25 protein-coding genes are annotated in these 24,346 nt (G+C 39.2%); 9 read left to right on the top strand and 16 right to left on the bottom strand.

Features of this window, described 5'->3' with window-relative positions; all coding sequences use genetic code 11:
* The first annotated feature begins 52 nt into the window (after window positions 1-52).
* Window positions 53-814, top strand: a complete 762-nt coding sequence (locus ABXZ32_RS04260) for an SDR family NAD(P)-dependent oxidoreductase (RefSeq protein WP_354617430.1) — start codon at window positions 53-55, stop codon at window positions 812-814.
* Window positions 811-1,947 carry an ATP-binding protein gene (locus ABXZ32_RS04255; protein WP_354617429.1) on the top strand — a complete coding sequence of 379 codons (1,137 nt, stop codon included), beginning with the start codon at window positions 811-813 and terminating at the stop codon, window positions 1,945-1,947. Before ABXZ32_RS04260 ends, ABXZ32_RS04255 begins: the two co-directional genes overlap by 4 nt.
* On the opposite strand, the gene ABXZ32_RS04250 is transcribed toward ABXZ32_RS04255, so the two are convergent.
* Complete coding sequence (locus tag ABXZ32_RS04250) at window positions 1,944-3,884, bottom strand: alpha-amylase family protein (RefSeq protein ID WP_354617428.1); 1,941 nt, start codon at window positions 3,882-3,884, stop codon at window positions 1,944-1,946. The genes ABXZ32_RS04255 and ABXZ32_RS04250 overlap by 4 nt on opposite strands.
* A gap of 1 nt (window position 3,885) precedes the next feature.
* The gene (locus ABXZ32_RS04245; RefSeq protein WP_354617427.1) at window positions 3,886-4,830 is read right to left on the bottom strand and encodes a carbohydrate kinase family protein; all 945 of its coding nucleotides are present in this window, start codon (window positions 4,828-4,830) and stop codon (window positions 3,886-3,888) included.
* A 198-nt stretch (window positions 4,831-5,028) separates the two neighbouring features.
* On the opposite strand from ABXZ32_RS04245, the gene ABXZ32_RS04240 reads away from it, so the two are divergent.
* Together ABXZ32_RS04240 and ABXZ32_RS04235 are read left to right on the top strand one after the other, a co-directional pair.
* Complete coding sequence (locus ABXZ32_RS04240; protein ID WP_354617426.1) at window positions 5,029-5,754, top strand: metallophosphoesterase; 726 nt, start codon at window positions 5,029-5,031, stop codon at window positions 5,752-5,754.
* A 61-nt stretch (window positions 5,755-5,815) separates the two neighbouring features.
* A complete protein-coding gene (locus tag ABXZ32_RS04235; RefSeq protein ID WP_354617425.1) occupies window positions 5,816-6,811 on the top strand; it encodes an acyl-ACP desaturase in 996 nt (331 codons plus the stop codon).
* A gap of 37 nt (window positions 6,812-6,848) precedes the next feature.
* On the opposite strand, the gene ABXZ32_RS04230 is transcribed toward ABXZ32_RS04235, so the two are convergent.
* The 5 genes from ABXZ32_RS04230 to ABXZ32_RS04210 all read right to left on the bottom strand — a co-directional run bounded on the left by ABXZ32_RS04230 (window position 6,849) and on the right by ABXZ32_RS04210 (window position 12,347).
* On the bottom strand, window positions 6,849-7,382 hold the full coding sequence (locus ABXZ32_RS04230; RefSeq protein ID WP_354617424.1) for a hypothetical protein: 534 nt from the start codon (window positions 7,380-7,382) through the stop codon (window positions 6,849-6,851).
* Window positions 7,383-7,878: 496 nt separating this feature from the next.
* Window positions 7,879-9,432: an L-piperidine-6-carboxylate dehydrogenase gene (gene amaB / locus ABXZ32_RS04225; RefSeq protein ID WP_354617423.1), complete on the bottom strand. Its 1,554-nt coding sequence runs from the start codon at window positions 9,430-9,432 to the stop codon at window positions 7,879-7,881.
* Window positions 9,433-9,524: 92 nt separating this feature from the next.
* The gene (locus ABXZ32_RS04220; protein ID WP_354617422.1) at window positions 9,525-11,174 is read right to left on the bottom strand and encodes a CHASE domain-containing protein; all 1,650 of its coding nucleotides are present in this window, start codon (window positions 11,172-11,174) and stop codon (window positions 9,525-9,527) included.
* A gap of 80 nt (window positions 11,175-11,254) precedes the next feature.
* Window positions 11,255-11,794, bottom strand: a complete 540-nt coding sequence (locus ABXZ32_RS04215) for a 3-hydroxyanthranilate 3,4-dioxygenase (protein WP_354617421.1) — start codon at window positions 11,792-11,794, stop codon at window positions 11,255-11,257.
* Between the two features lie 103 nt (window positions 11,795-11,897).
* Entirely contained in the window at window positions 11,898-12,347 is a 450-nt protein-coding gene (locus ABXZ32_RS04210) for a CAP domain-containing protein (protein WP_354617420.1), read from the bottom strand.
* A 351-nt stretch (window positions 12,348-12,698) separates the two neighbouring features.
* Here ABXZ32_RS04210 and ABXZ32_RS04205 point away from each other — a divergent pair, with 351 nt between their 5' ends.
* On the top strand, window positions 12,699-13,463 hold the full coding sequence (locus ABXZ32_RS04205; protein WP_354617419.1) for an SOS response-associated peptidase: 765 nt from the start codon (window positions 12,699-12,701) through the stop codon (window positions 13,461-13,463).
* A gap of 82 nt (window positions 13,464-13,545) precedes the next feature.
* Here the strand turns inward: ABXZ32_RS04205 and ABXZ32_RS04200 are convergent, their stop codons facing one another.
* Together ABXZ32_RS04200 and ABXZ32_RS04195 are read right to left on the bottom strand one after the other, a co-directional pair.
* Entirely contained in the window at window positions 13,546-14,592 is a 1,047-nt protein-coding gene (locus ABXZ32_RS04200; protein WP_354617418.1) for an acyltransferase family protein, read from the bottom strand.
* A 400-nt stretch (window positions 14,593-14,992) separates the two neighbouring features.
* Entirely contained in the window at window positions 14,993-15,514 is a 522-nt protein-coding gene (locus tag ABXZ32_RS04195) for a CvpA family protein (RefSeq protein ID WP_354617417.1), read from the bottom strand.
* Window positions 15,515-15,575: 61 nt separating this feature from the next.
* On the opposite strand from ABXZ32_RS04195, the gene ABXZ32_RS04190 reads away from it, so the two are divergent.
* Together ABXZ32_RS04190 and ABXZ32_RS04185 are read left to right on the top strand one after the other, a co-directional pair.
* Window positions 15,576-15,932 (top strand): hypothetical protein, encoded by a 357-nt coding sequence (locus tag ABXZ32_RS04190; RefSeq protein ID WP_354617416.1) that lies wholly within the window; start codon window positions 15,576-15,578, stop codon window positions 15,930-15,932.
* Window positions 15,933-15,936: 4 nt separating this feature from the next.
* Window positions 15,937-16,245 carry an antibiotic biosynthesis monooxygenase family protein gene (locus ABXZ32_RS04185; protein ID WP_354617415.1) on the top strand — a complete coding sequence of 103 codons (309 nt, stop codon included), beginning with the start codon at window positions 15,937-15,939 and terminating at the stop codon, window positions 16,243-16,245.
* Window positions 16,246-16,299: 54 nt separating this feature from the next.
* Here ABXZ32_RS04185 and ABXZ32_RS04180 read toward each other — a convergent pair whose 3' ends face one another.
* On the bottom strand, window positions 16,300-17,301 hold the full coding sequence (locus tag ABXZ32_RS04180) for an NAD(P)H-dependent glycerol-3-phosphate dehydrogenase (RefSeq protein WP_354617414.1): 1,002 nt from the start codon (window positions 17,299-17,301) through the stop codon (window positions 16,300-16,302).
* A 519-nt stretch (window positions 17,302-17,820) separates the two neighbouring features.
* On the opposite strand from ABXZ32_RS04180, the gene ABXZ32_RS04175 reads away from it, so the two are divergent.
* The gene (locus tag ABXZ32_RS04175) at window positions 17,821-19,395 is read left to right on the top strand and encodes a SulP family inorganic anion transporter (protein ID WP_354617413.1); all 1,575 of its coding nucleotides are present in this window, start codon (window positions 17,821-17,823) and stop codon (window positions 19,393-19,395) included.
* Window positions 19,396-19,422: 27 nt separating this feature from the next.
* On the opposite strand, the gene ABXZ32_RS04170 is transcribed toward ABXZ32_RS04175, so the two are convergent.
* The 4 genes from ABXZ32_RS04170 to ABXZ32_RS04155 all read right to left on the bottom strand — a co-directional run bounded on the left by ABXZ32_RS04170 (window position 19,423) and on the right by ABXZ32_RS04155 (window position 22,452).
* Window positions 19,423-19,875 carry a tRNA (cytidine(34)-2'-O)-methyltransferase gene (locus ABXZ32_RS04170; RefSeq protein ID WP_354617412.1) on the bottom strand — a complete coding sequence of 151 codons (453 nt, stop codon included), beginning with the start codon at window positions 19,873-19,875 and terminating at the stop codon, window positions 19,423-19,425.
* A gap of 81 nt (window positions 19,876-19,956) precedes the next feature.
* Complete coding sequence (locus tag ABXZ32_RS04165) at window positions 19,957-20,436, bottom strand: c-type cytochrome (protein ID WP_354617411.1); 480 nt, start codon at window positions 20,434-20,436, stop codon at window positions 19,957-19,959.
* 43 nt (window positions 20,437-20,479) lie between these two features.
* Entirely contained in the window at window positions 20,480-21,445 is a 966-nt protein-coding gene (locus ABXZ32_RS04160) for a YheT family hydrolase (protein ID WP_354617410.1), read from the bottom strand.
* A 32-nt stretch (window positions 21,446-21,477) separates the two neighbouring features.
* The gene (locus ABXZ32_RS04155) at window positions 21,478-22,452 is read right to left on the bottom strand and encodes an NAD(P)H-dependent flavin oxidoreductase (RefSeq protein WP_354617409.1); all 975 of its coding nucleotides are present in this window, start codon (window positions 22,450-22,452) and stop codon (window positions 21,478-21,480) included.
* A gap of 132 nt (window positions 22,453-22,584) precedes the next feature.
* Between ABXZ32_RS04155 and ABXZ32_RS04150 the strand changes: the two genes are divergently transcribed.
* Window positions 22,585-23,061 (top strand): acyl-CoA thioesterase, encoded by a 477-nt coding sequence (locus ABXZ32_RS04150; RefSeq protein WP_354617408.1) that lies wholly within the window; start codon window positions 22,585-22,587, stop codon window positions 23,059-23,061.
* Here the strand turns inward: ABXZ32_RS04150 and ABXZ32_RS04145 are convergent.
* A complete protein-coding gene (locus ABXZ32_RS04145; RefSeq protein ID WP_354617407.1) occupies window positions 23,045-23,938 on the bottom strand; it encodes a DMT family transporter in 894 nt (297 codons plus the stop codon). The genes ABXZ32_RS04150 and ABXZ32_RS04145 overlap by 17 nt on opposite strands.
* Entirely contained in the window at window positions 23,935-24,291 is a 357-nt protein-coding gene (locus ABXZ32_RS04140; RefSeq protein ID WP_354617406.1) for an arsenate reductase family protein, read from the bottom strand. The genes ABXZ32_RS04145 and ABXZ32_RS04140 overlap by 4 nt, the downstream gene beginning before the upstream one ends.
* Window positions 24,292-24,346: the final 55 nt, after the last annotated feature.

Raw genomic sequence — 24,346 nt, 5'->3', positions numbered from 1 at the left:
AATCATAAAATACCTACAGGGAAATGATTTAAGAAAAATTTGATTAAAGATTATGGCATCTAGAACAGCATTGATTACCGGGGCAACAAGCGGAATTGGAAAGGCAACCGCCCAGCTTTTTGCAGCGAATAAGATAAACCTGATTCTTTGTGGACGAAGGCAGGACCGGTTGGAAGCTTTACAAAATGATCTGGGAGCCAAGACCAAAGTACATATCCTAAATTTTGACGTAAGGGATAAGGATGCTGTATTTTCATCAATAAATAATTTGCCAGAAGAGTTTTCAAATATAGATATCCTGATCAACAACGCTGGTAATGCTCATGGTTTGGAGCCTATCAATGATGGAAGTTTGGAAGATTGGGATGCCATGTTGGATATCAATGTGAAAGGACTCTTATATGTATCCAAAGCAATTATTCCCCAAATGGTATCCAAGAAATCTGGGCACATCATAAATATTGGTTCCACTGCGGGAAAGGAAGTATATCCAAAGGGCAATGTGTATTGTGCGAGCAAGCATGCTGTGGACGCCATCAACCAAGGGATGCGGATGGATTTAAATCCCTACGGTATTCGGGTAGGGGCGGTGAATCCAGGCTTGGTAGAAACAGAATTTAGCAAAGTGCGCTTTAAAGGGGATGATGTTAGGGCTGAGACCGTTTATAGCGGTTATCAACCCTTGAAACCAGAGGACATAGCAGATATCATCCATTTTGTTGTAACAAGACCATACCATGTAAATATAGCGGACCTGGTTGTGATGCCCACAGCCCAGGCCAGTAGTACAATTCTCAATAAAAAGGAAGCATGATCAATAAACGTTTGTTGGTAAAAAATCTTCTCGCCCATAACGACGAGAACAGCTTTTACGACAAAAAGCGTTTTATAGATATTGGGCAGAGAGAAGGTAAGGGCAAATTCTTAAAGCATGTTTGTGCCCTCGCCAATAGTAACCCTATAAGTAATTCTTTTATTGTCATCGGGGTGGAGGATGAGGATAATAAGATTGTTGGGGTCGACTTCTTTGATGACAGTAAGATTCAAAACCTGGTCAATGCATATTTGGACAACCCTCCCTTAATCTCCTACGAGAATATTCCATTTCCACATTTGCCTGAGGGTAAAGTGGTAGGCCTGGTCACAATCAAATCCAACGGGAAGGTCTGCGCCCTTAAAAAAAATATCTGGAAATATTACGGAGGCTCTGTTTTCTTCAGGGAAGGCAGTATTAGTCTTCCCAAAGCTTTTGACGTACATCTAAAGGACATCAATTCGGAAACCGTGGCCACATTGGAGCTTCATGCCAGAAACAATATAAAGCTAACCTTGGATGGTGTTATTGATTTTATCAACCACAGGCACAAGGATCTTAGCAGCAACTACAAAGTTTTTGAGGAACAATTTGTGGTCTGCTGGGCAGGAAATGAAAAAAAAGTGAAAAATGAAACCTACTATTCACGCGTTGATATAGAATTGATCAATGAACAGGTAAAGCTCTTTTATTCGGCCCTGGATGAGATTACGATTTCTTTTGATGAGCATTCCTTTACGACCACGGAATACGTTCAATTAGGATTGGGATCCCAACAAAAGTACTACCCTCTGGAAAAGGTGGTCATTACCTTTAAGGAAAGTGGCACTTACCAAATACAGAGCGACCTAATCTTTGAGCCTCCTCGCTACGACAAAAAAACGCTGCACCATATATTTAATTCCAACAATGCCCTTTTGCAAAAGCTTCAGAAAAGGTTGGATCTTACCAATACCGAAAAAATGGACCTTAAACAGCTTCCTGCTACTTATTTGATCTGCTATCTCAACGGTTTTGAAGAGGCTAAAGAGCTTATGGAAGATGCTAGGATCCTGCTTAGGGAATACGATACTAAAGCATACCAATCCCTAAAAGAATCTCTTCGCATCTTGCGAAAGGTGAGGTATAGTTAATTGCGGATTATCCAATAAAATTCATTGGCGCCAATTTCCAAATGATTGCTCTGCAAACGAAGTGGTTCTCCAGTCACCAAATTCGTTGGTTCCTTATCTTCCCCGTAACCAATTTTTTCTAGCCACGATTTTTCAACACCATGGACATGATCATCAAAATTACAGATGACCAAAAGCCCGGTATTGTCGGTTGAAGTGCGCTCATAGACCATGAGATGCGGGTTATGGTGCTGGTGTAGGATCAGATTGTTGTGATCGGCAAATATGGGATTGTTCCTGCGTATCTCAATCAATTTTTTTAAGGAATGGAATATATGTGCCTGGGGGGTATTCCCCTGTTCCAAATTGTCTATTACTTGCCAATCTTGTTTTGGCCTGTTCACCCATCGGCTATCATCTTTTTTAGTGTTCTCAGATTGGTAACTGTAATCGTTGAGCGTGCCAATTTCATCCCCTGCATATATCAAAGGCATGCCTCCATAGGATAAAATGATACTGTGCATGGTGATAATTTTGGTCAGGGCCTGGGAGATAAGCTTTTCATCCTCGTTCTCCAATCCCTTTTCCAATCCCAATAATGAAGCTGCACTGCCTGTAATCCTGCCATCGCCATTCTTTGGGTTGTACATGAACATGAGTCCTTTGGCGGGGGACCAATCCAGTTTCTGGCAATAGTAGTGAAGTAAAAATTTTCTGTGTTCTTGGGCATCCCAACCGATACTATAAATATCATTATCGTCGAATCCCAAACCGATATCATCATGGCATCGGATGTAATTGATCCAAGTGGCTTCTTTTGGCTTTTTTGGCAGATGCTGTAGGCTCCTGTTCAATAAAACGGTTTTTTTGGTCGCAATGGAATTCCAAAGCAGCGCCATCAAAGTGGCATTATAGGCTACTTCACATTCATTGCCGCTCATTTCCCCCTCACCAAAATATTTGATGATCTGGGTAGGTGCCGTAATGGCCTCGGCCAATAAGATGACACCTGGTGCTATTGTCTGCTGGCACATGCGGAACAGTCTGATAAGTTGATGGGCTTCTGGCAAATTCTGGGAATCTGTACCCATTTTTTTCCATAGAAAAGCCAAGGCATCAAAACGCACCACATCAACGCCCATATTTGTCAATTTCATTAGGTTTCCCAACATTTCCAAAAACACTTCGGGATTGGAGTAGTTGAGGTCCCATTGGTAGGAATTGAAAACGGTCATGACCCATCGCTGCATTTCTGGGTTATAAGTGAAGTTGCCGGGACTGGTCTCTGGAAACACCTCTGGAAGGGCTTGTTCAAATTGATCTGGGATGGTGCGATCTGGATAGGTGTAGTAATAATCCTGATATTTTTTATCGCCTTGCATGGCCTTTTTGGCCCATTCAAATTCATCTGATGTATGGTTCACAACAAAGTCTAGCATGAGATACATGTTCTTGGACCTGAGCTTTTTTGTCAGGGATAAAAGATCCTCTTTGGTGCCATATTTTTCGTCAACCTCATGGTAACTATTAACGGCATACCCCCCGTCGTTTTCTTCCTTTGGTCTTTTGGTAATAGGCATTAAATGAAGGAAATTCACTCCTAAATTTTCAAAATATCCCAGTTTGTTTGATAGGCCCTTGATATCTTTGTTAAAATGGTCTACATACATTTGCATGCCCAACATTTTTTCGGACTGGTACCAATTCCCTTCCTGCAGTCTCTCTAGGTCTATCTTTTTCAGTTCCTCTGGCCTCTCGTCGAACAAATTTGGCAAAAGCGATACTAATTTATCGAAGGTGGCTGCGTGTTCGTTTTCAGGATAAAGGGAAAAAAAGAGATTCTTGATCAGGGTTAAATTTGTCGCCAAGCGCAGCTCGAACAATTCTTCATGGCTGGCGGATTTCTTTTTTTTTAAATGGCCTTTGGCCATTAATTGGTGAAGTGATAATTGGTTCATTTTAATGCTGCAATTGGTTCAAACTGGGTAATGATTCAATAGCCCCGTAATTCGTTGTAGTGATTGCGCCCGCCTTATTAGCTGTCAGGACCATATTTGCAAGAAGGGAATCTTCAGTGAAAAGGGATTCAAAATCAGTTAAGGCCGAAATTTGTTGTAAGAGGCAACCAATAAAGGCATCCCCAGCGCCAGTGGTATCAACAGGGCTCACTTTTATGCTTGGGATATTCTGTTTGGATTTGGAAGTGCTCAATAAAGTGCCATCTCCTCCCAATGTTATGGTAATTGCTTTGGCGCCAATGTTATGTAAAAAATCACATGCTTCATGTAGATCCTCTTTACCGGAAAGTAATTGCGCCTCTTCCATACTAAATTTGCACAGATCTGACTTTTCTATATAGGGAAGGCATTTCTCTATAAAAATACCTTCTTTCCCTTTCCAAAGATCACCCCTAAAATTTGGGTCGAAACAAATAAACGCGCCTTGGGAAAGCCCATCAAAAAAATAATGTTTGTAGGCATCTTCAAGATTTCCTCCCAATAGGGCCGTTGCAGCCCCTAAGTGTATGATGTTGTTCTTGAATATATTTCTGTGCCCCGGATTGTATTGTAGCTCCTTGTCCGCTCCTCTGCTGAAAACAAAATCCCTTTCCCCGTCTTCGGCCAAAGAGACAAAGGCCAAAGTTGTAAATGTGGAGGACCGCTGTGCCATGGATATGTCCACTCCATGTTCCTCCAAAATATTTAATAGGAAGGTGCCGAAAGGGTCTTTGCCCACACAACCAATGAAAGAACTTTCGCCTCCAAGTTTTGAAATGGCACAGGCAACATTGGCCGGTGCACCCCCTGCTTTTTTGGTGAAATCTGTTGCTTTGGATAGATCACTGCCCTGCTTTTCTGCTACAAAATCTATCAACAATTCCCCTATGCAATATACCTTCTTCATAACTGATTGTTGGTTTTTGGTACTCAAAGTAAATGGAAATCCTTACGTATTCAAAATTTCAAGCTTAAATTAGTGAATATCGTATAGAGATGTTATGTTTTTGTATAAATAAGATGGATGCGCCAACTACAATGCTACTGCAACTCATTTTATCTTAAATTGTTCTTTTATAATAATTGTATTTGCGATTTTTGTAACATGAGAACACTTGTCATTGGAGATATACATTCTGGATTAAAGGCTTTGGTCCAAGTTATGGAAAGGGCGAAGGTTACCCAGGATGATCATCTTGTATTTTTAGGGGATTATGTAGATGGTTGGAGCCAAGCCGTAGAGACGGTAAATTATTTAATAGAACTAAAAGATAGCCATCAATGCACGTTTCTAAGAGGGAATCACGACGAATTGTGCTTGGAATGGTTGAATCAGGGAAAGGACAATCCATTATGGTTCCAACATGGTGGGCGTGCCACTACGGAGTCTTATAATCAAGTAAGTGAAGGCATAAAAGGATTACATATAGATTTCTATCAGAATTTGGAAAACTATCATTTGAATCCTAAAAACCAATTGTTCCTTCATGCTGGATTTACTAATTTGAACGGGATTGATTACGAGTACTTTACCAAAACATTCTATTGGGACCGTACCCTTTGGGAATTGGCCCTATCGCTCAACCCAAATTTGACAGAGGAGGATACTTTTTATCCAAAACGACTTAAGCACTACAAGGAAATTTTTATTGGCCATACCCCAGTCACTAGAATAGGGAAGACGTTGCCACATAAAGCGGCCAATGTATGGAACATTGATACCGGTGCCGCATTCAAGGGTCCCTTGTCCATTATGGATGTAGATAGCAAGCAATACTGGCAGAGTGATCCCGTATTTTCTTTTTATCCAGGGGAGTCCGGAAGGAACTAAAATTAACGCCCCTTTATGGGTTTTTTTCAATAATATTAGGGATATTTGTAAAAAATATGTTATGTCCGCGAAGAACATTAGAATAGAAGTAATGAGGGCCATTGAGAGCAAGGTAGATTCATTTATAGATTCTTACCTTATTCCTATTGAAGAGATATGGCAGCCAACCGATTTTTTGCCGGACAACCAGAGCGACAAGTTCTTTGATGAAGTAACCCAAATAAGGGAAGAGGCCAAAGAATTGGGCTATGATTTTTGGGTGACAATGGTTGCTGATACAATTACTGAAGAAGCCTTGCCTACCTATGAGTCTTGGTTGATGGATGTTGAGGGAATAGACCAACACGGAGAAAATAAAAACGGTTGGTCCAAATGGGTGCGTCATTGGACTGCCGAGGAGAATAGACATGGTGATGTCCTTAACAAGTATCTGTATTTATCTGGAAGGGTAAATATGAGGGAAGTTGAGATGACTACGCAGCATTTGATTGCAGATGGCTTTGATATCGGAACCGATCGTGACCCGTACAAAAACTTTATTTACACAAGTTTCCAGGAACTTGCCACAAATATTTCACATAAAAGAGTAGGTCAAATGGCCAAGAAAAAAGGGAACCTTTTGCTTGGAAAAATGTGTACCATTATCGCTGGTGATGAGATGCGCCACCATCTGGCATATAGAGAATTTGTCAAGACTATTTTTGAACACGATCCCAGTCAGATGATGTTGGCTTTTGCCGATATGATGAAGAAGAAAATTGTTATGCCGGCACATTTCCTAAGGGAGTCCGGAGGAAGCATAGGTACGGCTTTTGAAAATTTCTCAAATTGTGCACAACGATTAGGGGTGTACACGGCCCAAGATTATGTAGAAATACTTAGAAAGTTAAATGCATATTGGGAATTGGATAATATCCGATCTCTAACCGATGATGCCGAAAAAGCCCGTGATTACTTGATGAAATTACCGGACAGATTGGATCGTATTTCTGAACGAATGAAATTTCCTGAAGATCAATATCATTTCAAATGGGTTGAGGCCAACGGAACATTATAAAAAAAAACCGGTTCTATTTGAACCGGTTTTTTTTGTTTTATAGTTTCCCTGCTTTGTGTTCTTCTTGCCACCTGGCTAGGGCTTTCCACTTGCCTTCGTGTGCCATTTTTGCTTGCATGGGCCAAGATCCAGGATTGTGAATCCTATAACGATCTCCACCAGAATCCAAAACTTCCTGACATTTATTGACGGAAGCCTCGGAAAGATTTTCCCATGATTTAATATCAAAATTATGGAATAGCTTTTCAATTTTTGGGCCAATCCCTTCAATTACCTTTAAATCGTTTAATTTGATTTTTTTTCCAAACGACTTTTTTGCCAATTCGGTATTAAAATAGGCTTCAGGAACTACAGCAACCGAACTTTTTTTGATTTCGGGAGTATTGGCTTTTGTCCTCTGGGATGCTAATTTTTGCTTACAACCCTCTAGGTCGTTCATTAATTTGGCATTGCTATCCTGAAGCATTTTAAGCTCACCGGAATTATTTGTGGTATCGGTGACGCTTTTTCCCCATAGGTAGCCTAAAATAGTGCAGATAATTCCAAATAAGGCTAATAATAGCCAACTCATAAGCGTCATGTGTTCAAAATTCATAATGTGTAGTTTAGGTGGTTAGTTATTGGTTTAATAAATGAGCTTACATCCAATGCCTCGATCCATTGAAGAGATGAATGGGTTTGCTGTCCTAATTTATTAAAAAATCTCTATAAATGTTAAATAACACGGGGAATTTATTGTAATTCAGCGACTTATGGTAGGAATCACCTAGGTTGCTTAACTTGAGCATTTCTTGTAGAAAAAACACTATAATAGACCAATTATACATTTTTCATGTACAATCCTATAAAAGACGGGTCTTTCTATGGTATTTATATAGAAATTACTACTGTTTTTTCGGAATAAGACCCTATTTCAATGTCCATAAAATTATGGAGGAAATGGGGTTTTTTAATTCTAGCAGGGAGGTGTTACAACAGTTTGAATCCGGAAGCAAAAAAAACCCACTGCATTTTTTGCGCAACGGCATAAAATACAGTGGGTGGTTTAATTTAAAATTTTATCTTGGTTATAGATCAAACTTTATACCTTGGGCCAAAGGCAGCTCCGTTGTATAGTTAATCGTATTGGTTTGTCTACGCATATAAATTTTCCAAGCATCTGAACCAGATTCTCTTCCTCCCCCGGTTTCTTTTTCTCCTCCGAAGGCGCCACCTATTTCAGCTCCTGAAGTACCAATGTTTACATTGGCAATACCGCAATCACTACCATTAACAGAAAGGAATCTTTCTGCCTCTCTAAGGTTATTGGTCATGATGGCTGAAGAAAGACCCTGAACCACTCCATTTTGGATGGCAAGTGCGTTCTCTACATCACCGGAATATTTTAGAAGATAAAGTATGGGTGCAAAAGTTTCATGCTGTACAATTTCAAAGGAATTTTCGGCTTCGGCAATGGCAGGCTTAACATAACAGCCACTTTCGTATCCTTCACCTTCAAGAACCCCACCTTCAACAATGATCTTGCCACCTTCCTCAACTACTTTTTTAAGAGCATTTTGGTACATTTTTACGGCATCTTTATCAATAACGGGACCTACATGGTTATTCTCATCCAAAGGATTTCCTATACGCAATTGGTTGTAGGCAGCTACTACGGCCTCCTTAACCTTGTCATACATAGATTCATGAACAATTAATCTACGGGTAGAGGTACAGCGTTGTCCTGCGGTACCTACTGCGCCAAACACAGCTCCAATAACGGTCATTTTCAAGTCTGCATCTGGAGTAACAATAATGGCATTGTTTCCTCCTAATTCCAATAAGGACTTTCCTAGCCTAGCTGCTACTGCCTGAGCTACAATTTTACCCATGCGAATAGATCCTGTGGCAGATACCAATGGTATTCTAGCGTCTTGGGTCATATATTCGCCAACTTTGTAATCTCCATTGATTAAACAAGAAATTCCTTCTGGCAGATTGTTTTCCTTCAATACGGCCGCAGCGATATTTTGACAGGCAATCCCACATAAAGGGGTCTTTTCTGAAGGCTTCCACACACATACATCTCCACATACCCAAGCTAAGGCTGTATTCCAAGCCCAAACTGCTACAGGAAAGTTAAAGGCAGAAATGATTCCTACAACTCCCAATGGATGGTACTGCTCGTACATACGGTGTCCGGGACGTTCAGAATGCATGGTCAAACCGTGCAATTGTCTGGATAGACCAACGGCGAAATCACAGATATCTATCATTTCCTGAACTTCTCCTAATCCCTCTTGGTAGGATTTGCCCATTTCATAGGATACCAACTTTCCTAGAGGCTCTTTTAACTCGCGTAACTTGTCCCCAAACTGACGTACAATTTCGCCCCTTAATGGAGCAGGCTTGTTTTTCCAAGTTTTAAATGCTGAGGTTGCAGCCTCCATAACCTTATCGTAATCTTCTTTGGAGGTTGTTTTTACCTTTGCGATCAAAGCTCCATCAACTGGGGAATGAGAGGCAAGGATGTCTCCTGATGAAAAATTATTGGACCCAGTGGAGGTGCCAGGATTTATATCTTGGATTCCGAGTTGTTTTAAAGCATCATGGATTCCGAAAGTTGTAGCTATTTTTGACATTTTATAACTTTTTATATAATAAATGTTAGATTTTTACAAAGTTATGCAATTAACCTTAGTATGAAAGGGATTAGAAAATTGATTTGGGGAAATTAAATAATATTTTTAAGATTCTTTACAGAAAGGATAAAACTTGTGCCCTGCCCATTACTGGTATAGTTCAGATGGGCCGATATTTGTTTGCAAAGGGAGTTGATTATTTTGAAACCTATTCCTTTGGTTCTGGCAGGGTCAAAATTCTTGTGCAATCCCTTTCCATTATCGGTTAGCACTATGGTTATTAAACCTTCCTCTTGCTCCTCTTGAGTTACTAAAATGTGCAATTGATTGTCTTCTGAGGATATTTCAAAGGCATGCTTAAGGGCATTGGTCACCAACTCGGAAAGAATCAATCCTATGGGGACCGCCACATCAAGATTTAAAGATATTTCTGGACAGCTAATGGTGTAATTTACTGTTGGCAACAGTTTTCTTTGGTAGACCATGAGATCTGTCAAATAGTCTTTGAGATCTACGGTTTTTGAATTCGCATCCTGGTAGATTTTCTGGTGCGTCAGGGCAATGGCCATGATTCTAGATTGGCTATCTTCCAAAGCAGTGATGGCCTCTTTATTAGTAAGTTTTCTTTTTTGGATGTTAATAAGGCTTGAGGTCATCTGCAAATTGTTCTTTACCCGATGATGAATTTCCTGTAGTAGGTTTATTTTTTCTTTGTTGGAATTTTCCAGTTCCTTCGTTCTCAGTCTTACCCTATCCTCCAAGGTATGTTGGTAGCTATCGTTTTTATAGACAATAAACCCCAACATGGATGTAATTACAAATCCGAAGAGCAACAAAAAATAGGATTCCCTAGTATGTGGGAAAGTGGCGAATGTCTCTTTGGCAAAGTATTGGATATGCCATTTTCTGTTAGCCACTTTTAAGGCTTTTTGCCGTAAAGCATCCGAAATATCTATAGCTCGGTCTTCACTGAAACTTGAAAATAGTGGAACCTTATTTTGATCTTCGTCGACTATAACTATATCTAGGACCTTTAATTCCGTGTCTAAAATTTTAGCAATGTACTCCGTCATGTCATAAACTCCAAGAACATATCCCACCACCTCATGTTCTATGGGCCCATAAACTGCTTTTAGTACTAAAAAGCCATAATGGTTGTGCTTTTCAGCGGTAATTAATTTAATGGGTTGGGAAAAAACTATGTTTTTGGTCCTATTGGCCAGGGCGAAGGTATAGGCGTTTCTAGGATCAGAAGAAAGATCCACACCAACTACACTTTTCAAATGCGACACAGGATTGGCGAATTCAATTGGGAAATAATATTCCTTTTTATCGGCCAAAACCAATCCTGATATGGAATCAATTTTGGAAATGCGTATGGTACTGTCCATTACTCTTTGCTGTGCCTCCTCAAAAAGTAGCTTTTTGTCATATGCTATGCGTGGAGCCCATTCCAGTGCCTTTATTCCCGGTAGTCCTATCACAAACGGATTCGTAAATTCTTCAAATAGTTCAAGGGAAACACTATCATTGTTTTTAAAGAAAAAGGCCATAGTTTCCATAACAATGTTCGCCTTTCCTAATTCCTTGTTGAATTTTAGGTTGGCCCTTGTAATGGCATTATTGATAATAAAATTATTTTGAATGATTCGCCTTTGGTTAGCAGAATAGAATAGGTAACAGGAAGCCAGACCTCCTAAAAATAAAATAATAAGGTACTTGAAACTGTCCTTTCCAAACATGAGATAATTTACTCATTATATGATTGTAAATCAAATATAACTAAGATTTTTCTCACAAGGGGCAATATCATTTGATTGGGTTAATCTTTGACGGTATACCGCTCATCCACTGGCATTACAGTTCCACAATTATCACATGTCCGAAGCTCTTTGGAATTATAAAAAGTTTTAAAATGGCCTAAGAAATCTTTTTCAATGTCATGTAAAGGGAAATGAGCTTCATATAATTTATGATTGCAATTGTCACAATACCAGATCAAGCCATCTTTTAAGTTCAGGTCAGACCTTTTGCGCTCTATAACCAATCCGATAGACCCCTTTTCCCGAACAGGGGAGTGGGGAATATTTGCGGGGTGAAGGTACATATCTCCAGGACCTAGTTTCATGGTCTTTTTCTTGCCGTTCTCTTGGATATGAATTTGAATATTGCCTTCCAATTGGTAAAAAAGTTCTTCGGTCTCGTTGAAATGATAATCTTTTCTGGCATTGGGTCCGGCTACGATCATAACAATATAATCCCCTGCATCCTTATATAGGTTTTTGTTGCCTACAGGCGGCTTCAGAGAATCCCTATTCTCCTCTATCCATTTATTTAGGTTAAACGGTTGTTGAATTGCCATAGTACCAATTTTATCATTGTTTGTTGGCCCATTGTAAATCCACGGTTTGGATATCCAAAAAGGCTACTGCTAATTTAAGAAAAGTAAATGGCTTTAGCGAAGACTACTTGTAGAACAATTGGGTGTAATAAAAATTACCGGCCTTATCTTTTTTTACGCTAATTGCGGTATGTGAAAAATTGCCCTCAATATTTTTTCTGTGTCCAGCACTGGCCATCCATTCATCAAAAGCCTTCTGGGCGGAGGTGTAATCTTTGGCCACATTTTCGGCCACAATGGAAGCATTTACTTCGGTTGATATTTGGGAGGCCCGTGCACTAAAATTGTCGTGATTGATAGTTCCCATGGCGATCATATAATCTGTATGGTCATTGGCATAGTCGTATGCCACTTCACTGAAATCAAGGTTGGAGTAGCCCAAAGAAGTCCTGTAGTCATTAACCATGACCAGTAATTCTTGTTCTACGCTAACCGCATTTTCAGCTTTTGGAATGGCAGTATCGTCAATGGAATCCTTGCTACAAGATGAAACCATCAAAACGAATAAGACCATTACAGCTAAGTGTAACCTTCCCTTCATAAAGTGCTCAATCGCAAGTAGGTATGTTCAATTGCTAAGTAGGTAGTGAGGAATGGGGGTCTTCTAGTTCTGCTGATTTGGGGTCAACAACTATGTAATAATACTAAAATTTTAGCTAAAACGGGATAAGCTATCATGTTATTTCGATGAAATGCAACTAAAAATTATACAATCAGAAGAGCGAATTTACATCCTCCAGGACAATTTCTGAATCATTTGTGTGATTGAAAACTGTAAACGGTATTGTAAATAATATTTTATTGACACCGATAAAATCTATAACTTTAAATGATACGCCTCTAGTAAGGATATATACAATTTTTTATGTGCTACGATATTAAAGCCAGCTTGGAAGCCCAGCTCAACCGCGCCAAAAGGAGTGGGGATAAAAAGGCCATTGAAGAAATTCTTGAGGATTTGGTTCCCTTAACAGATCTTCCTTTGCACCATGCTTCTGGGTTCAGCCATCCTAAACTACTTATTTATACGGACCGCTCCCCTGATTTTCCAGAGGTGTCATCTTGGGGCTTGGTGCCCCATTGGGTAAAGGATAGGGTCCAGCTGAATAAGTTATGGAACAATACACTCAATGCAAGGGGAGAAACCATCTTTGAAAAACCATCCTTTAGGGAAGCTGCCAAAAATAGTCGCTGCATTATTTATATCGACGGGTTTTATGAACACCATCATTTTAATGGAAAGACCTATCCTTTTTATATTCAATTGAAAAACCAAAGTCCAATAGCACTTGCCGGATTGTGGAGTGAGTGGTATGATGGCGAAACAAAAACAATGCTGAATTCATTTTCTATTGTTACAACTACTGGAAATTCTTTACTGGCCAAAATCCACAATAATCCTAAACTAAAGGGCCCTAGAATGCCCGTCATTTTACCTTATGAATTGGAGGACCAATGGTTAAACCCAATAAGGGACGAACTCGACCAAAAACAAGTTGAAAATTTGATTGCCGCCTTCCCTGAAAATGAACTGGAAGCCTATACTGTAGGTAGGTTAAGGGGAAAGGATTACAGTGGCAATATTCCTGAAATTTCCGAAGAAGTAGTGTATGAGGAACTTCAGTATTAGGTTTTTAATCTTAATCTAGAGAAATGTGGTCTAACCTGAGTTATAGGGGCTAAATAGATTAAAAACTATTTATTGAAAGTGTCTAATATCCTATGATATACCTTGAATATTTTGGCAGGAGTTTCTTAACAATCAATGAGGTCCAAACACTAATTAATAATAGAAATAATGAAATGGAAAGATAGGCAATCCAAGGGTATGAAAAATAAATGCCAAAATAGGATTTCGTGTAATTCAGGATCCATAAAAAATATCCATGAAGGAAAAATATGGTAAAACTGGTAGTCGCAACAATATTTACATATTTGTTTGAAAAGTGTTCATATCGATGCAACCATACCATAAAAAACAGACACAGCAGTGTCTTTTGAATCAACATTAAATCAACTCCATTAAACACAAAGAACTCTTTAACATAATTCCCTTTGTTCCCGAAGTAAACTTCCAAGGCAGCAAAGCCTAAAGCGCTAGCGAGAAGGATTAAATCTTTTCCTTTTAGTTTGAGATAGATTGACTCTTTGTGGATTGAACATAATATACCAAAGAGATAAACTGGGGTAAAATAAAGTAAGGAATGAAATACCATTAAAAATTCAGAAGGCCTGTGAATCAAGGAAGAAATGACAAACAATAAAGATAAAACACCAATCTGAATTTTTAAATTCAATTTTATAAAGGCAATATGTAATGGTGAAAATAAAAATAACAGCAGTGCAAATGGAATATACCAATAGGCTACCATATGCTCTCCGCTAAGAAAATACTTTAATGCAGGGATAGCATAATCCTGTAGTATACCAGGGGTAAAAGTGGAGGAACCATCGATCCAAAAATTTGGTTTAAATTTAAAACATAGTATTATTGGGGCTATGGAAAGAATGGTGTATGGTAAAAATAGCCTTTTAAATTTGGACTTTAAAAAGCTATTGAATTCATATTTTCTATAGAAAAGATGATGAAATAGAAATCCCGAAATAAATACAAAAAAAACAGTCCCTCCGTTAATTAAATTGTAAATTATTGGACCCCAAATAGCTCCAAATTGAATATTGGAAATATAAAAACAGTGTCCTGCAACAATAAATAGGATGGCTATCGCTCTAAAATTGTTTATTGAATTTAAGAACATGTGTATTGGATTCGGTTATCTTATTTTAATTTTTTGTTCCATCCGATAAAGATGAATTGACCAACAATTATAGAACTTCAATTAAATTTTAATAACATAAAATCCAATTTAACTCAGGGGGAATTGTTAAAAAGTCATTTTAAAAGCTACAATATAAATTAAATTTTTTTAATGGTTTAAAGGGATAAATATTGATAGATCAAACTGATACGATGATGATTGGTTCATTTAATGCATATGACGTTTTGAAAATGAAATGCAACCCTAAAGGTTTGAAAAAATAAGCCGAGATAAATATCTAAAAGTAAATATTCCTGCAATCTCCGAAGAAGTGGTGTATGGGGAGCTTCAGTTTTAGGTGGCTATTAATACTATGAGTATCAATAAAAATATTACCCTATTAAATAGAAATGTGTTCCTCTGGCTCCACGATTATTTTTTCCTTGCGCAGCACCTTGCTAAAAACAAAGGCCCCAATTTCTTTGATAGGCTCATAAAGAACCGATTCTTCTATGGTCTCATCCTTTATCATACCGAACTTAAACAAGGAATTGTGGAAAAACATTAATAATGCCCCTAAGATCACGGCTACTTTTAACATGCCGAAAATACCACCGGCAATTCTATTTAAAAGTCCAAGCATTGCAAAATCCACTATTTTGGTAAGTAGCCTTCCTACGAAGGATACCAAGAGTATGATAATAACAAAGGTGATAATAAATGCCGTTAGGTTCATGTAATTTTCATCCCAAGTAAAATGTTGCGAGAGGTAGTCCCCAACGATATATGAGAAGTGAATAGCGCCATAAAGTCCGGCTACAAGGGCAATAAGAGAGGCTATTTCAATTAAAAGTCCATTTTTTAATCCTTTTAAAAGCCCAAAAAGGAGTAAGATGCCCAAAACAATATCCAAAAAACTCATATAACGTTGTTTTCACAAATATATAATTTTGATTTGTACCTTTGGGGCTACAATAAAAGTCATGGCTAGAGATATTGAATTAAAAGAACGATGGGACGTGTTGGTAACCAAATTATCCTCCCAATTTGCTGATGGGGATCCTTTGGAGCTCGATGCTATAATTTATTTGGTGGGCGTTCAGGAATTAGGGCAATTGCATAGGGATTTCAAGAAGGATGAAAAGGTGAACCTGATGCACATCGCCATATGTCGACTGTTGGAGCCTTACGGCTATTATGAGTTCGAATTTTTCGATGAAGAAGGATGGCCGCATTATACCATAAAAGAAGAACTTCCCACCTTAAAGTCGGGAGAGCAATCGATCTTAATGAAAGAGGCTTTGGTCGGTTATTTTTTAGAGAAACAATATATAAACTGATTTTATGCATCTTGATACCCCATACTATGCGGTAATTTTTACTTCAACAAGAACGGCTGGAGACAAGGGTTATGCCGCTATGGCACAAGAGATGGAGGAATTGGCCAAAAGGCAACCGGGCTATTTAGGGTTCGAAAGTGCACGGGAAAATATTGGGATCACTATAAGCTATTGGAAAAATCTACAGGCTATTTCAGATTGGAAACAGCAAACAGAACACCTATTGGCCCAAAGAAAGGGCATTTCCGATTGGTATAGCTGGTATAAGGTCCGCGTGTGTTTGGTGGAGCGGGAGTACGACTTCACTAGGTAAATTAACTTTTATTTACCCTTTTTCAGTAGTTTCATTCTAATGTCAAATGTGTAATTAATCCAGTTTATCCGTGAGCTTTTGGAAAACTGTTTTGGCATTTTTATTCTCATAAAGCACCTCGTAAACCGCATTCAAAATAGGGGTTTTTGATTTCTTTTTGTGCTTTTCATTCAGGATATAGGCGCTTTTTGTAGCATAATATCCTTCTGCCACCATACTCATTTCCATCATGGCACTTTTTACGGTATACCCTTTGCCTATCATATTTCCAAACATACGGTTGCGACTGAATACGGAATAACCGGTAACCAATAGGTCACCCAAATAAGCCGAATTGTTGATATTGCGCTTCATATGGTGAACGCGTTTGATAAAACGTTTCATCTCCCGAATGGCATTGCTCATCAGGACACTTTGGAAATTATCGCCATATCCCAAGCCATGGGCAATACCTGCGGCTATCGCATAGATATTCTTGAGCATTGCAGCATATTCAGTACCTATAATATCATCCGAGATTTTGGTCTTAATATATTCACTGCTCAAATTCTTGGCCACCAATTGGGCTTTATGTTTATCGGCACAGGCGATTGTTAGATAGGATAAGCGTTCCAAGGCAACTTCCTCTGCATGGCAAGGTCCTGTGATAACCCCAATATTTTCGAATGGAATGTCGTATTTTTCGTGAAAATGCTCCCCAACAATCAATCCCGTTTCTGGGACGATTCCTTTAATGGCCGAAAAGATAATTTTATCTTTTAATGATTCTGACAATTGGGACAGCTCAGTATTTAAAAAAGCGGAAGGAATGGCAAATATCAAGACATCTGCGTTTTTTACAGCAGTGTTAATGTCACTGGTCAGATTTAGTTTATCAGTGTTGAACTCCACAGAGCTCAAATAGTTGGGATTGTGCTTCTGGGTCTTTATGTGGTTAATGGCATCCTCGTTGCGCATATACCAATAGACCTGATCTAAATTTTCGGTCAACATTTTAACAATGGCAGTAGCCCAGCTACCACCTCCTAAAACAGCAAATTGTAAATTTTTTCCCATTGATAAACGTATTCTGCCCAAATGTACTTAAAAAAAAGAGTACCACCTTAACCGTTGTAAACCAGAATATTGAAGGGCTGAAAGCTTAAGGAATGTTGAAAATGTTCAAAATAAATACTCAAAAGAAAAGACTTAATTAGAAGCCGTTATACAGCCATTGGCAGTTATGGCATTACAGAGATATTGATAATTTTCAATTTTATGATGTGGGGATCAAAGAATTACTACTTATAAAGTATTAATAATTAATTCTTTAGGGGTATTGATTAAGGGATGTCCAAAATGCTATTGTAAATTCTCATCATTCCATAAATACCAATGAAATCTGTCTATTAATTGCCGAAAAATGGCTTTAACCAAGTAAAATTGGTATTTTTGCGCGCTTAATTAAGAAGGATATTCCAGCGAAATAACCCGGATTTTCTAAAAAATTAGGATTGTTTTTTTAATTGGAATGTTTAAGGTGGCTTGTTCCGAAAATGGCTAGCTACTTGTCATAAATCATTTATTTACAAATTGATGAAGAAATTTTTAAATCTATTCGATTTTTCACAGAAGGTTAATTACAGAACAGAGATATTATCTGGACTTACCGTGGCCTTTGCCTTGGTGCCAGAAGCAATTGCCTTTGCCCTGATTCCGGGATTCTCGCCTTTAACGGGTCTTTACGCTGCTTTCGTAGTTGCGTTGATCACCTCTATTTTAGGAGGTAGACCTGGTATGATCTCTGGAGCTACAGGAGCCGTTGCAGTAATTTTTGTGGGCCTTATCCTAGAATTAAAAGATAATTTTCCAGGTATAACCCCAGAAACCATTTTACATTATGTTTTCGCGACCGTTATAATTGCAGGATTACTGCAGATTACGGCCGGGGTGCTGAAATTGGGGAAGTTTATTAGATTGGTGCCCCATCCGGTGATGTTCGGATTTGTAAACGGTCTGGCAATAATAATATTCATGGCCCAGTTCCCCAATTTTTATGAGAAGGGAACTACGGATCTATTATCGGGAGCTGCATTTTGGACCATGCTTGGGTTAACCGTTTTGACAATGGTCATTATTTGGGGCTTCCCTAAGATCACAAAAGCAATCCCTTCATCTTTACTGGCTATCATCGTGGTTTCTGCCATTGTATTAGGTTTTGGCATAGACACGCGTACTGTAGCCGATACCATCGCAGTCGGGGAAAGTATTAAAGGTGGGTTCCCTCCCTTATCGATTCCCAATATTCCCTTAAACCTGGAAACGTTTAAAATCATATTCCCTTATGCAGCTATAGTTGCCGGAGTAGGGTTAATAGAAAGTCTTTTGACCTTGAATATCATTGATGAGATCACTGATACACGTGGTAGTGGAAACAAGGAATGTATAGCGCAAGGAACGGCAAATATTTTTTCAGGATTCCTTTCTGGAATGGGTGGTTGTGCCATGATAGGCCAAAGTTTAATCAACACCTCTGCTGGTGCAAGGGCTCGTTTGTCCGGGATTACCGCGGCCATCATGCTGTTGGTGTTCATTATGTTCGGATCTAGTCTAATTGAACGGTTGCCCATGGCGGCGTTGGTTGGACTAATGTTCATGGTAGCAATTGGTACTTTTGAATGGGCGAGTTTCAAGACCTTTAAAAAAATGCCAACCTCGGACGTTGTTGTCATGGTTTTGGTGACCTTAATAACTGCTGTGACCCATAATTTGGCAATTGCAGTACTTTTTGGGGTTATTATTTCTGCATTGGCCTATTCTTGGGAGAATGCAAAACGTATCAGGGCAAGAAAAAGTATTGATGAAAACGGGGTGAAAATTTACGAAATATACGGCCCCCTATTTTTTGGATCTACCGCTGCTTTTGCTGAAAAATTTGATATTATTAATGACCCTTCGGATATCATCATCGATTTTAAAGAAAGTAGGGTAGCCGATATGTCGGGTATTGAAGCCTTGAATAGGATTACCGAACGCTATGCCAAGGTGGGCAAAAAGGTCCATTTAAAGCATTTGAGCAAGGATTGTAAACGTTTATTGGCAAATGCAGACGCTATTATTGAGGTAAATGTTTTAGAAGATCCAACCTATAAGGTTTTGGCAGGGAAATAAAAAGTCTCCTATTTTGTAATAGGATTCCTATCTAAGTTTTCTCAGTCCTTCGTATACAATTATCCCAACGGCATTGGCCAAATTTAGGCTTCTGATCCGTTCGTTGTAGATGGGAATTTTAAACAATTGGTCAGCATTGGCTGCTAAAATATCTTTGGATAGGCCCGTAGACTCTTTGCCAAAGACTAGAAACATATCATCCGTAAAATCTATATCCCAATGGTCTTTTGTTCCGTGACTGGATAAAAAGGCCATTTTTTTGTGTTTATTTACTTCAAAGAATTCTTCTTTATTCTCGTAAATGGTAAGGGAGAGGTATTGCCAATAATCCAGCCCGGCCCTCTTCACCCGTTTGTCATCCAATTCAAATCCAAAGGGCTTTACCAAATGGAGGTGAGATCCTGATGCGAGGCTTAACCTCCCGATATTTCCTGTGTTGTTCGGTATTTCTGGTTCTAGAAGAACAATGTTAAACCCCATAGTGTTTGTTAAAAATAAAAGTGCGCTTATCCCAAAAACATGGTTAAGATAAGCGCACCAAAATTATATTCTAAAATGAAATTATAGCGTACGAAGATATTCCGCCACAGCCCGTGCCTCTTCCTCAGAAAGATTTTGGTTTAACATCACGGCATTGTTGTACTCTTTCAAGAGAGCTTTGGCAATAGGGTCTTCTTTGAGCATGCCATCAGGGTTAAGGATCATGTTCATCACCCATTCTGGGCTCCTACGATCATAGACACCTTTGAGGGCAGGTCCAATCATTCGTTGGTCCGCCATATGGCAAGCCGTACAAATGGCATTGAATTTCGCTTCTCCCTGCGCTGCTAGATCTGCATCAACAGTCGCATCAAAGGACATGGATTTTATTGGGCCTACACCTTTATTGCTTAAATCAACAGGAACACCTTCATCAGAATCTGCAGCCTTTACTTCTTTCTTGGTGCGGTTCATTTCAAAACCATCTTTTTTTTCTTCTTTCTTTTCGCCACAACCAACGATGAGGGCTCCAAGAGCTAAAATTGTGAGTAATTTTTTCATTTGAGATCTTTGTTTGTTACCACTAAGATAATAAATAGGACCATTAAAGTACTTCTTCCAAGAAAATTGTACTTCTTTTTTCCGTGTAGGTTATATTATCAGAAGCATAAAATCCTACATGGCCTCCAAATTTTGGTATTTCTAGGAACAGATTGGGATTTTTTTGTGCTTCCTCGGTGGGATAACACTCCGGACCTAAGAAGGAATCGTTTTGGGCATTGATCACTAAGGCAGGGATATTAATATTATCTAACAGCGGCAAACAGCTACATTTTTTATAATAGTCCAGGGCATCTTTAAACCCGTGGGCCCTACTGGTATAGATATCGTCAAAATCCTTTAGGGTCTTGATATTTTGAATATCGGCGGCGGTGATTTTCTTAGGAAACAGTTCTTGTTTCAGCATCAATTTTTCAATTAAGTGTTTTTTAAATCGCTTGGCATAAAGAAAATTCCTGGGCTTCAAGAGTTCCTTTAAAGAACTGTGAAGGTCACAAGGGACAGAAACAGCAATGGTAGCTTTTAACTCCTTTGGTAGATCCCTGCCTTTTTCTCCCAAATATCGCAATGCCAGATTGCCTCCTAGGCTAAATCCCTTTAAAATTATGGCAGTGTATATTTGCTTAGATACAACATGACTCACAATGGCCTCCAAATCCTCCGTGGCGCCGGAATGATAGGACCTGAACAAGCGGTTGGTCTCCCCGCTACAGCCCCTATAGTTTACGGCACATACATCAAAGCCATCATTGTTCAAAGCTTTAGCGCTTCCGGTAATATAGGGCCTTTGTGCATTTCCTTCCAATCCGTGAAGCAATATGGCAACCTTGTCGGTTTTTTCAGTGGCAAAACTCCAATCCAAATCCAAAAAATCTCCATCAGGCAAGGAAATCCTTTCCCTTCGCTGTATTATCCCATCTATTTTACGGAGCACACCTGCGTAAATAGTAGATAAATCTCCGCTTTTAAATAAAAAGGAAGGCTGATATTTTGAAGGGATTATGGGCATATATCTATCTTAGAATGATAGTAGAGTATACGTTATTTAGGATAAACTTCCAACAGTTTTATCTGTTCATCAATGGCCTCCTTAAATTCTGTTTTGAGCCTATTGACCAATTCTTCAACCGAAATAGTGTCATCTATGGTAGCTACCCCTTGACCTGCAGACCAGATTGTTTTCCAGGCCTTTGCTTCTGTGTCCAGCTCCTTGCCAAAATCTACCTTGGTGTCTTTTTTTAAATCTTCTTGTGTTATTCCTGCAGCTTTTAAGCTGTCTCCAAGAAAATTGGCATGAACCCCGGAAATAGCAGCGGTGTAAACTACATCGCTGGCAGTAGAATCCTCTATCATTTTTTGATAATTATCATTGGCCATACTTTCTGAGGTATTGATAAATCGTGTCCCCATATAGGCCAAATCGGCTCCCATTTGCATGGCAGAGGCAATATCCCTACCTGTGCTGATGCATCCGGAGAGGATAATGGTCTTGTGATAGAAGCGTTTTATTTCTGCTACCAAGGTCATAGGGTTGATGGTTCCCGCATGTCCGCCTGCGCCGGCTGCGACAAGAATTAACCCATCCACGCCTGCCTCAGCAGCTTTTTCCGCATGTCTTTTTTTGATCACATCGTGAAATACGAGTCCGCCATAACCATGGATGGCATCCACCACTTGGGATACAGCTCCCAAGGAGGTAATAATTAGAGGCACTTTGTGTTTGATGCACAACATAAGATCCGCTTGTAATCTAGGATTGGTCTGGTGCACTATAAGGTTCACCCCAAAAGGGGCAGGTTTTTTGCCTGTTTCTTTTTCATATTGCTCCAGTGCAGATTTTATTTGAATCAGCCATTCTTCAAAACCTTCACTAGTACGTTGGTTAAGGGCAGGAAATGTACCTACAATGCCATTTTTACAGCATTCGATTACCAATTCCGGTCCTGATATTAAAAACATTGGAGCAGCAATTACCGGAAGTGCTAGATCCTTAATAAAGGGAGCTTTAGATTTCATGTTCAATCTGTTTAAAGAGTCTTCAATGTAATTATAATTGTTAATTTTTTATCTTGGAGGAGCCCTCCTTTTCAAAACTATGGTATTTTTACAATTATTATGCATGCATAGCAAAAAAATATTCATAAAAATATGTATTTAAAAGAGTTTGAAATTCGCTGGAGTGATATTGATGCCAATAGGCATTTGGGAAATACCGCTTACGTCAATTATATGAGCCATACCCGTATGGCCTTTCTTAATGAACTGGGCTTTAATCAAAAATCTATGGCCGACCATCATATTGGTCCCGTAGTTTTCTACGAACATATGTACTATTTTAAAGAGGTTTTTCCCGGCAAGCCCGTGAAGGTGTCCTTAGAATTGGTGGGAATGAGTGAAGATGGTATGTTTTTCGAATTCCACCATAACTTCTATGACGGAAAGGGAAGAAATTTTGCACATTGTGAAATGATGGGGGCGTGGATAGATATGAACACCAGGGCATTGACGGGACTGGGCAACGAGTTCTTGGAAAATTTCAATGCCGTGGAAAAGTCGCCCGAATTTAGAACCCTGACCAAGGAAGATACCCGTAAATTCGCCAAAAAGCCTAAAGACCTGGTTTAGGTTTTTTTGTGGCCAAATATACTCCGATCAAGACAAGGCCAATGGCAAATGTTTTGATCAATGTTAGGTAATCCTTTCCTGTCATCAAAGCAAAAAGAATTCCAATTAGCGGCTGTATATAAACGAATGCCCCTAATGTAGATGCCTTTAGTTGTTTCAGTGCATATATATTGAACAAGTAGGTGAGAAAAGTGGTGCCTATGACTACAAAGGCGATGACTCCATAAACCTCCAAGGGCATCTGCGACCACTCGATTTCACTGAATTCTGAGAATGTAATAGGTAGGTTGATGATTACCGCAACGGTGAACAGCCATTTCATTAAAGTAAAAGGGTGGTATTTTTCGATGAGGCTTTTGGCAACGATCAAATATGTGCCATAACTGGTGGCATTTAGGATAAAAAGGGCATTTCCCAGCGGAATATTGGGCGCATCTTGTCGTATTTCGGCTCCAAAAAGAACAAGTGCCAAGGCTCCTATAAATCCTAGGAACACTCCGGATCCTTTTAATAGTGTAATTTTTTCCTTGATAAGAAGTGCAGAAAGTATGACCACTATGATTGGGGTAATGGTGATCAATACGGCACTATTGATGGGCGTGGACAAGTCCAATCCTTTAAAAAAGGCCAACATATTAATGACCATGCCCAAGATGGCACAGACTAAAACCCGCAGCCAATCCCTACGTGCTATTTTTTCTTTGGGACCAAAAAAGGAGATGCCCCAAAAGAGAATGGCGGCTCCCGTAACCCGGATGAAAATAAACCCGAAAGGTTTTACATAAGTCGGCATTACCCCCTTGGCAATGGTATGGTTAATGCCATATATGATGGTTGCCCCAATGGCCGCCAAAATGGCAAGGGTTCTTTTACTCAAGAATGGAGAACTTCTTTGGCAGCTGCTATCTCTTTTTTGGCATTGCCGATAAATATTTGTTTGTCTAGGACGATCACTGGCCGTTTTAAAAAGGTATAATGTTCCAATATCAGATCTTTATAATCTTCCTCCTTAAGATCTTTACTTCCCAGATCTCTTTCTTTGTACATTCTCGCCCTTTTACTGAACAGGCTTTCATAATTACCCGACAGAAGTTTCATTTCTTCCAGCTGTGCAGGGGTAATGGCTACTGATTTTATATCCTGTAGCACTACATCATCAAGTGGCTGCAGCTCTTTCAGTATTCTCTTGCAGGTATCGCATGTGCTTAGGTGGTAAATTTTTTTTGTCATGACCAGGAACAATTTTAAGGTAAATTCACTGCAAAGAAACCCAATTCAAATGGAT

Origin of the sequence: Sediminicola luteus (genome assembly GCF_040566555.1) — a bacterium.
Classification (GTDB): Bacteria; Bacteroidota; Bacteroidia; order Flavobacteriales; family Flavobacteriaceae; genus Sediminicola.
The sequence above is the reverse complement of the archived record's forward strand: the minus strand, read 5'-3'. Positions and strand labels throughout refer to the sequence as shown.

Excerpts from the sequence above, each read along its gene's own strand:
- ABXZ32_RS04260 (WP_354617430.1), top strand. The coding sequence starts at position 53 with ATGGCATCTAGAACAGCATTGATTACCGGGGCAACAAGCGGAATTGGA.
- ABXZ32_RS04255 (WP_354617429.1), top strand. The coding sequence starts at position 811 with ATGATCAATAAACGTTTGTTGGTAAAAAATCTTCTCGCCCATAACGAC.
- ABXZ32_RS04250 (WP_354617428.1), bottom strand. The coding sequence starts at position 3,884 with ATGAACCAATTATCACTTCACCAATTAATGGCCAAAGGCCATTTAAAA.
- ABXZ32_RS04245 (WP_354617427.1), bottom strand. The coding sequence starts at position 4,830 with ATGAAGAAGGTATATTGCATAGGGGAATTGTTGATAGATTTTGTAGCA.
- ABXZ32_RS04240 (WP_354617426.1), top strand. The coding sequence starts at position 5,029 with ATGAGAACACTTGTCATTGGAGATATACATTCTGGATTAAAGGCTTTG.
- ABXZ32_RS04235 (WP_354617425.1), top strand. The coding sequence starts at position 5,816 with ATGTCCGCGAAGAACATTAGAATAGAAGTAATGAGGGCCATTGAGAGC.
- ABXZ32_RS04230 (WP_354617424.1), bottom strand. The coding sequence starts at position 7,382 with ATGAGTTGGCTATTATTAGCCTTATTTGGAATTATCTGCACTATTTTA.
- amaB (WP_354617423.1), bottom strand. The coding sequence starts at position 9,432 with ATGTCAAAAATAGCTACAACTTTCGGAATCCATGATGCTTTAAAACAA.
- ABXZ32_RS04220 (WP_354617422.1), bottom strand. The coding sequence starts at position 11,174 with ATGTTTGGAAAGGACAGTTTCAAGTACCTTATTATTTTATTTTTAGGA.
- ABXZ32_RS04215 (WP_354617421.1), bottom strand. The coding sequence starts at position 11,794 with ATGGCAATTCAACAACCGTTTAACCTAAATAAATGGATAGAGGAGAAT.
- ABXZ32_RS04210 (WP_354617420.1), bottom strand. The coding sequence starts at position 12,347 with ATGGTCTTATTCGTTTTGATGGTTTCATCTTGTAGCAAGGATTCCATT.
- ABXZ32_RS04205 (WP_354617419.1), top strand. The coding sequence starts at position 12,699 with ATGTGCTACGATATTAAAGCCAGCTTGGAAGCCCAGCTCAACCGCGCC.
- ABXZ32_RS04200 (WP_354617418.1), bottom strand. The coding sequence starts at position 14,592 with ATGTTCTTAAATTCAATAAACAATTTTAGAGCGATAGCCATCCTATTT.
- ABXZ32_RS04195 (WP_354617417.1), bottom strand. The coding sequence starts at position 15,514 with ATGAGTTTTTTGGATATTGTTTTGGGCATCTTACTCCTTTTTGGGCTT.
- ABXZ32_RS04190 (WP_354617416.1), top strand. The coding sequence starts at position 15,576 with ATGGCTAGAGATATTGAATTAAAAGAACGATGGGACGTGTTGGTAACC.
- ABXZ32_RS04185 (WP_354617415.1), top strand. The coding sequence starts at position 15,937 with ATGCATCTTGATACCCCATACTATGCGGTAATTTTTACTTCAACAAGA.
- ABXZ32_RS04180 (WP_354617414.1), bottom strand. The coding sequence starts at position 17,301 with ATGGGAAAAAATTTACAATTTGCTGTTTTAGGAGGTGGTAGCTGGGCT.
- ABXZ32_RS04175 (WP_354617413.1), top strand. The coding sequence starts at position 17,821 with ATGAAGAAATTTTTAAATCTATTCGATTTTTCACAGAAGGTTAATTAC.
- ABXZ32_RS04170 (WP_354617412.1), bottom strand. The coding sequence starts at position 19,875 with ATGGGGTTTAACATTGTTCTTCTAGAACCAGAAATACCGAACAACACA.
- ABXZ32_RS04165 (WP_354617411.1), bottom strand. The coding sequence starts at position 20,436 with ATGAAAAAATTACTCACAATTTTAGCTCTTGGAGCCCTCATCGTTGGT.
- ABXZ32_RS04160 (WP_354617410.1), bottom strand. The coding sequence starts at position 21,445 with ATGCCCATAATCCCTTCAAAATATCAGCCTTCCTTTTTATTTAAAAGC.
- ABXZ32_RS04155 (WP_354617409.1), bottom strand. The coding sequence starts at position 22,452 with ATGAAATCTAAAGCTCCCTTTATTAAGGATCTAGCACTTCCGGTAATT.
- ABXZ32_RS04150 (WP_354617408.1), top strand. The coding sequence starts at position 22,585 with ATGTATTTAAAAGAGTTTGAAATTCGCTGGAGTGATATTGATGCCAAT.
- ABXZ32_RS04140 (WP_354617406.1), bottom strand. The coding sequence starts at position 24,291 with ATGACAAAAAAAATTTACCACCTAAGCACATGCGATACCTGCAAGAGA.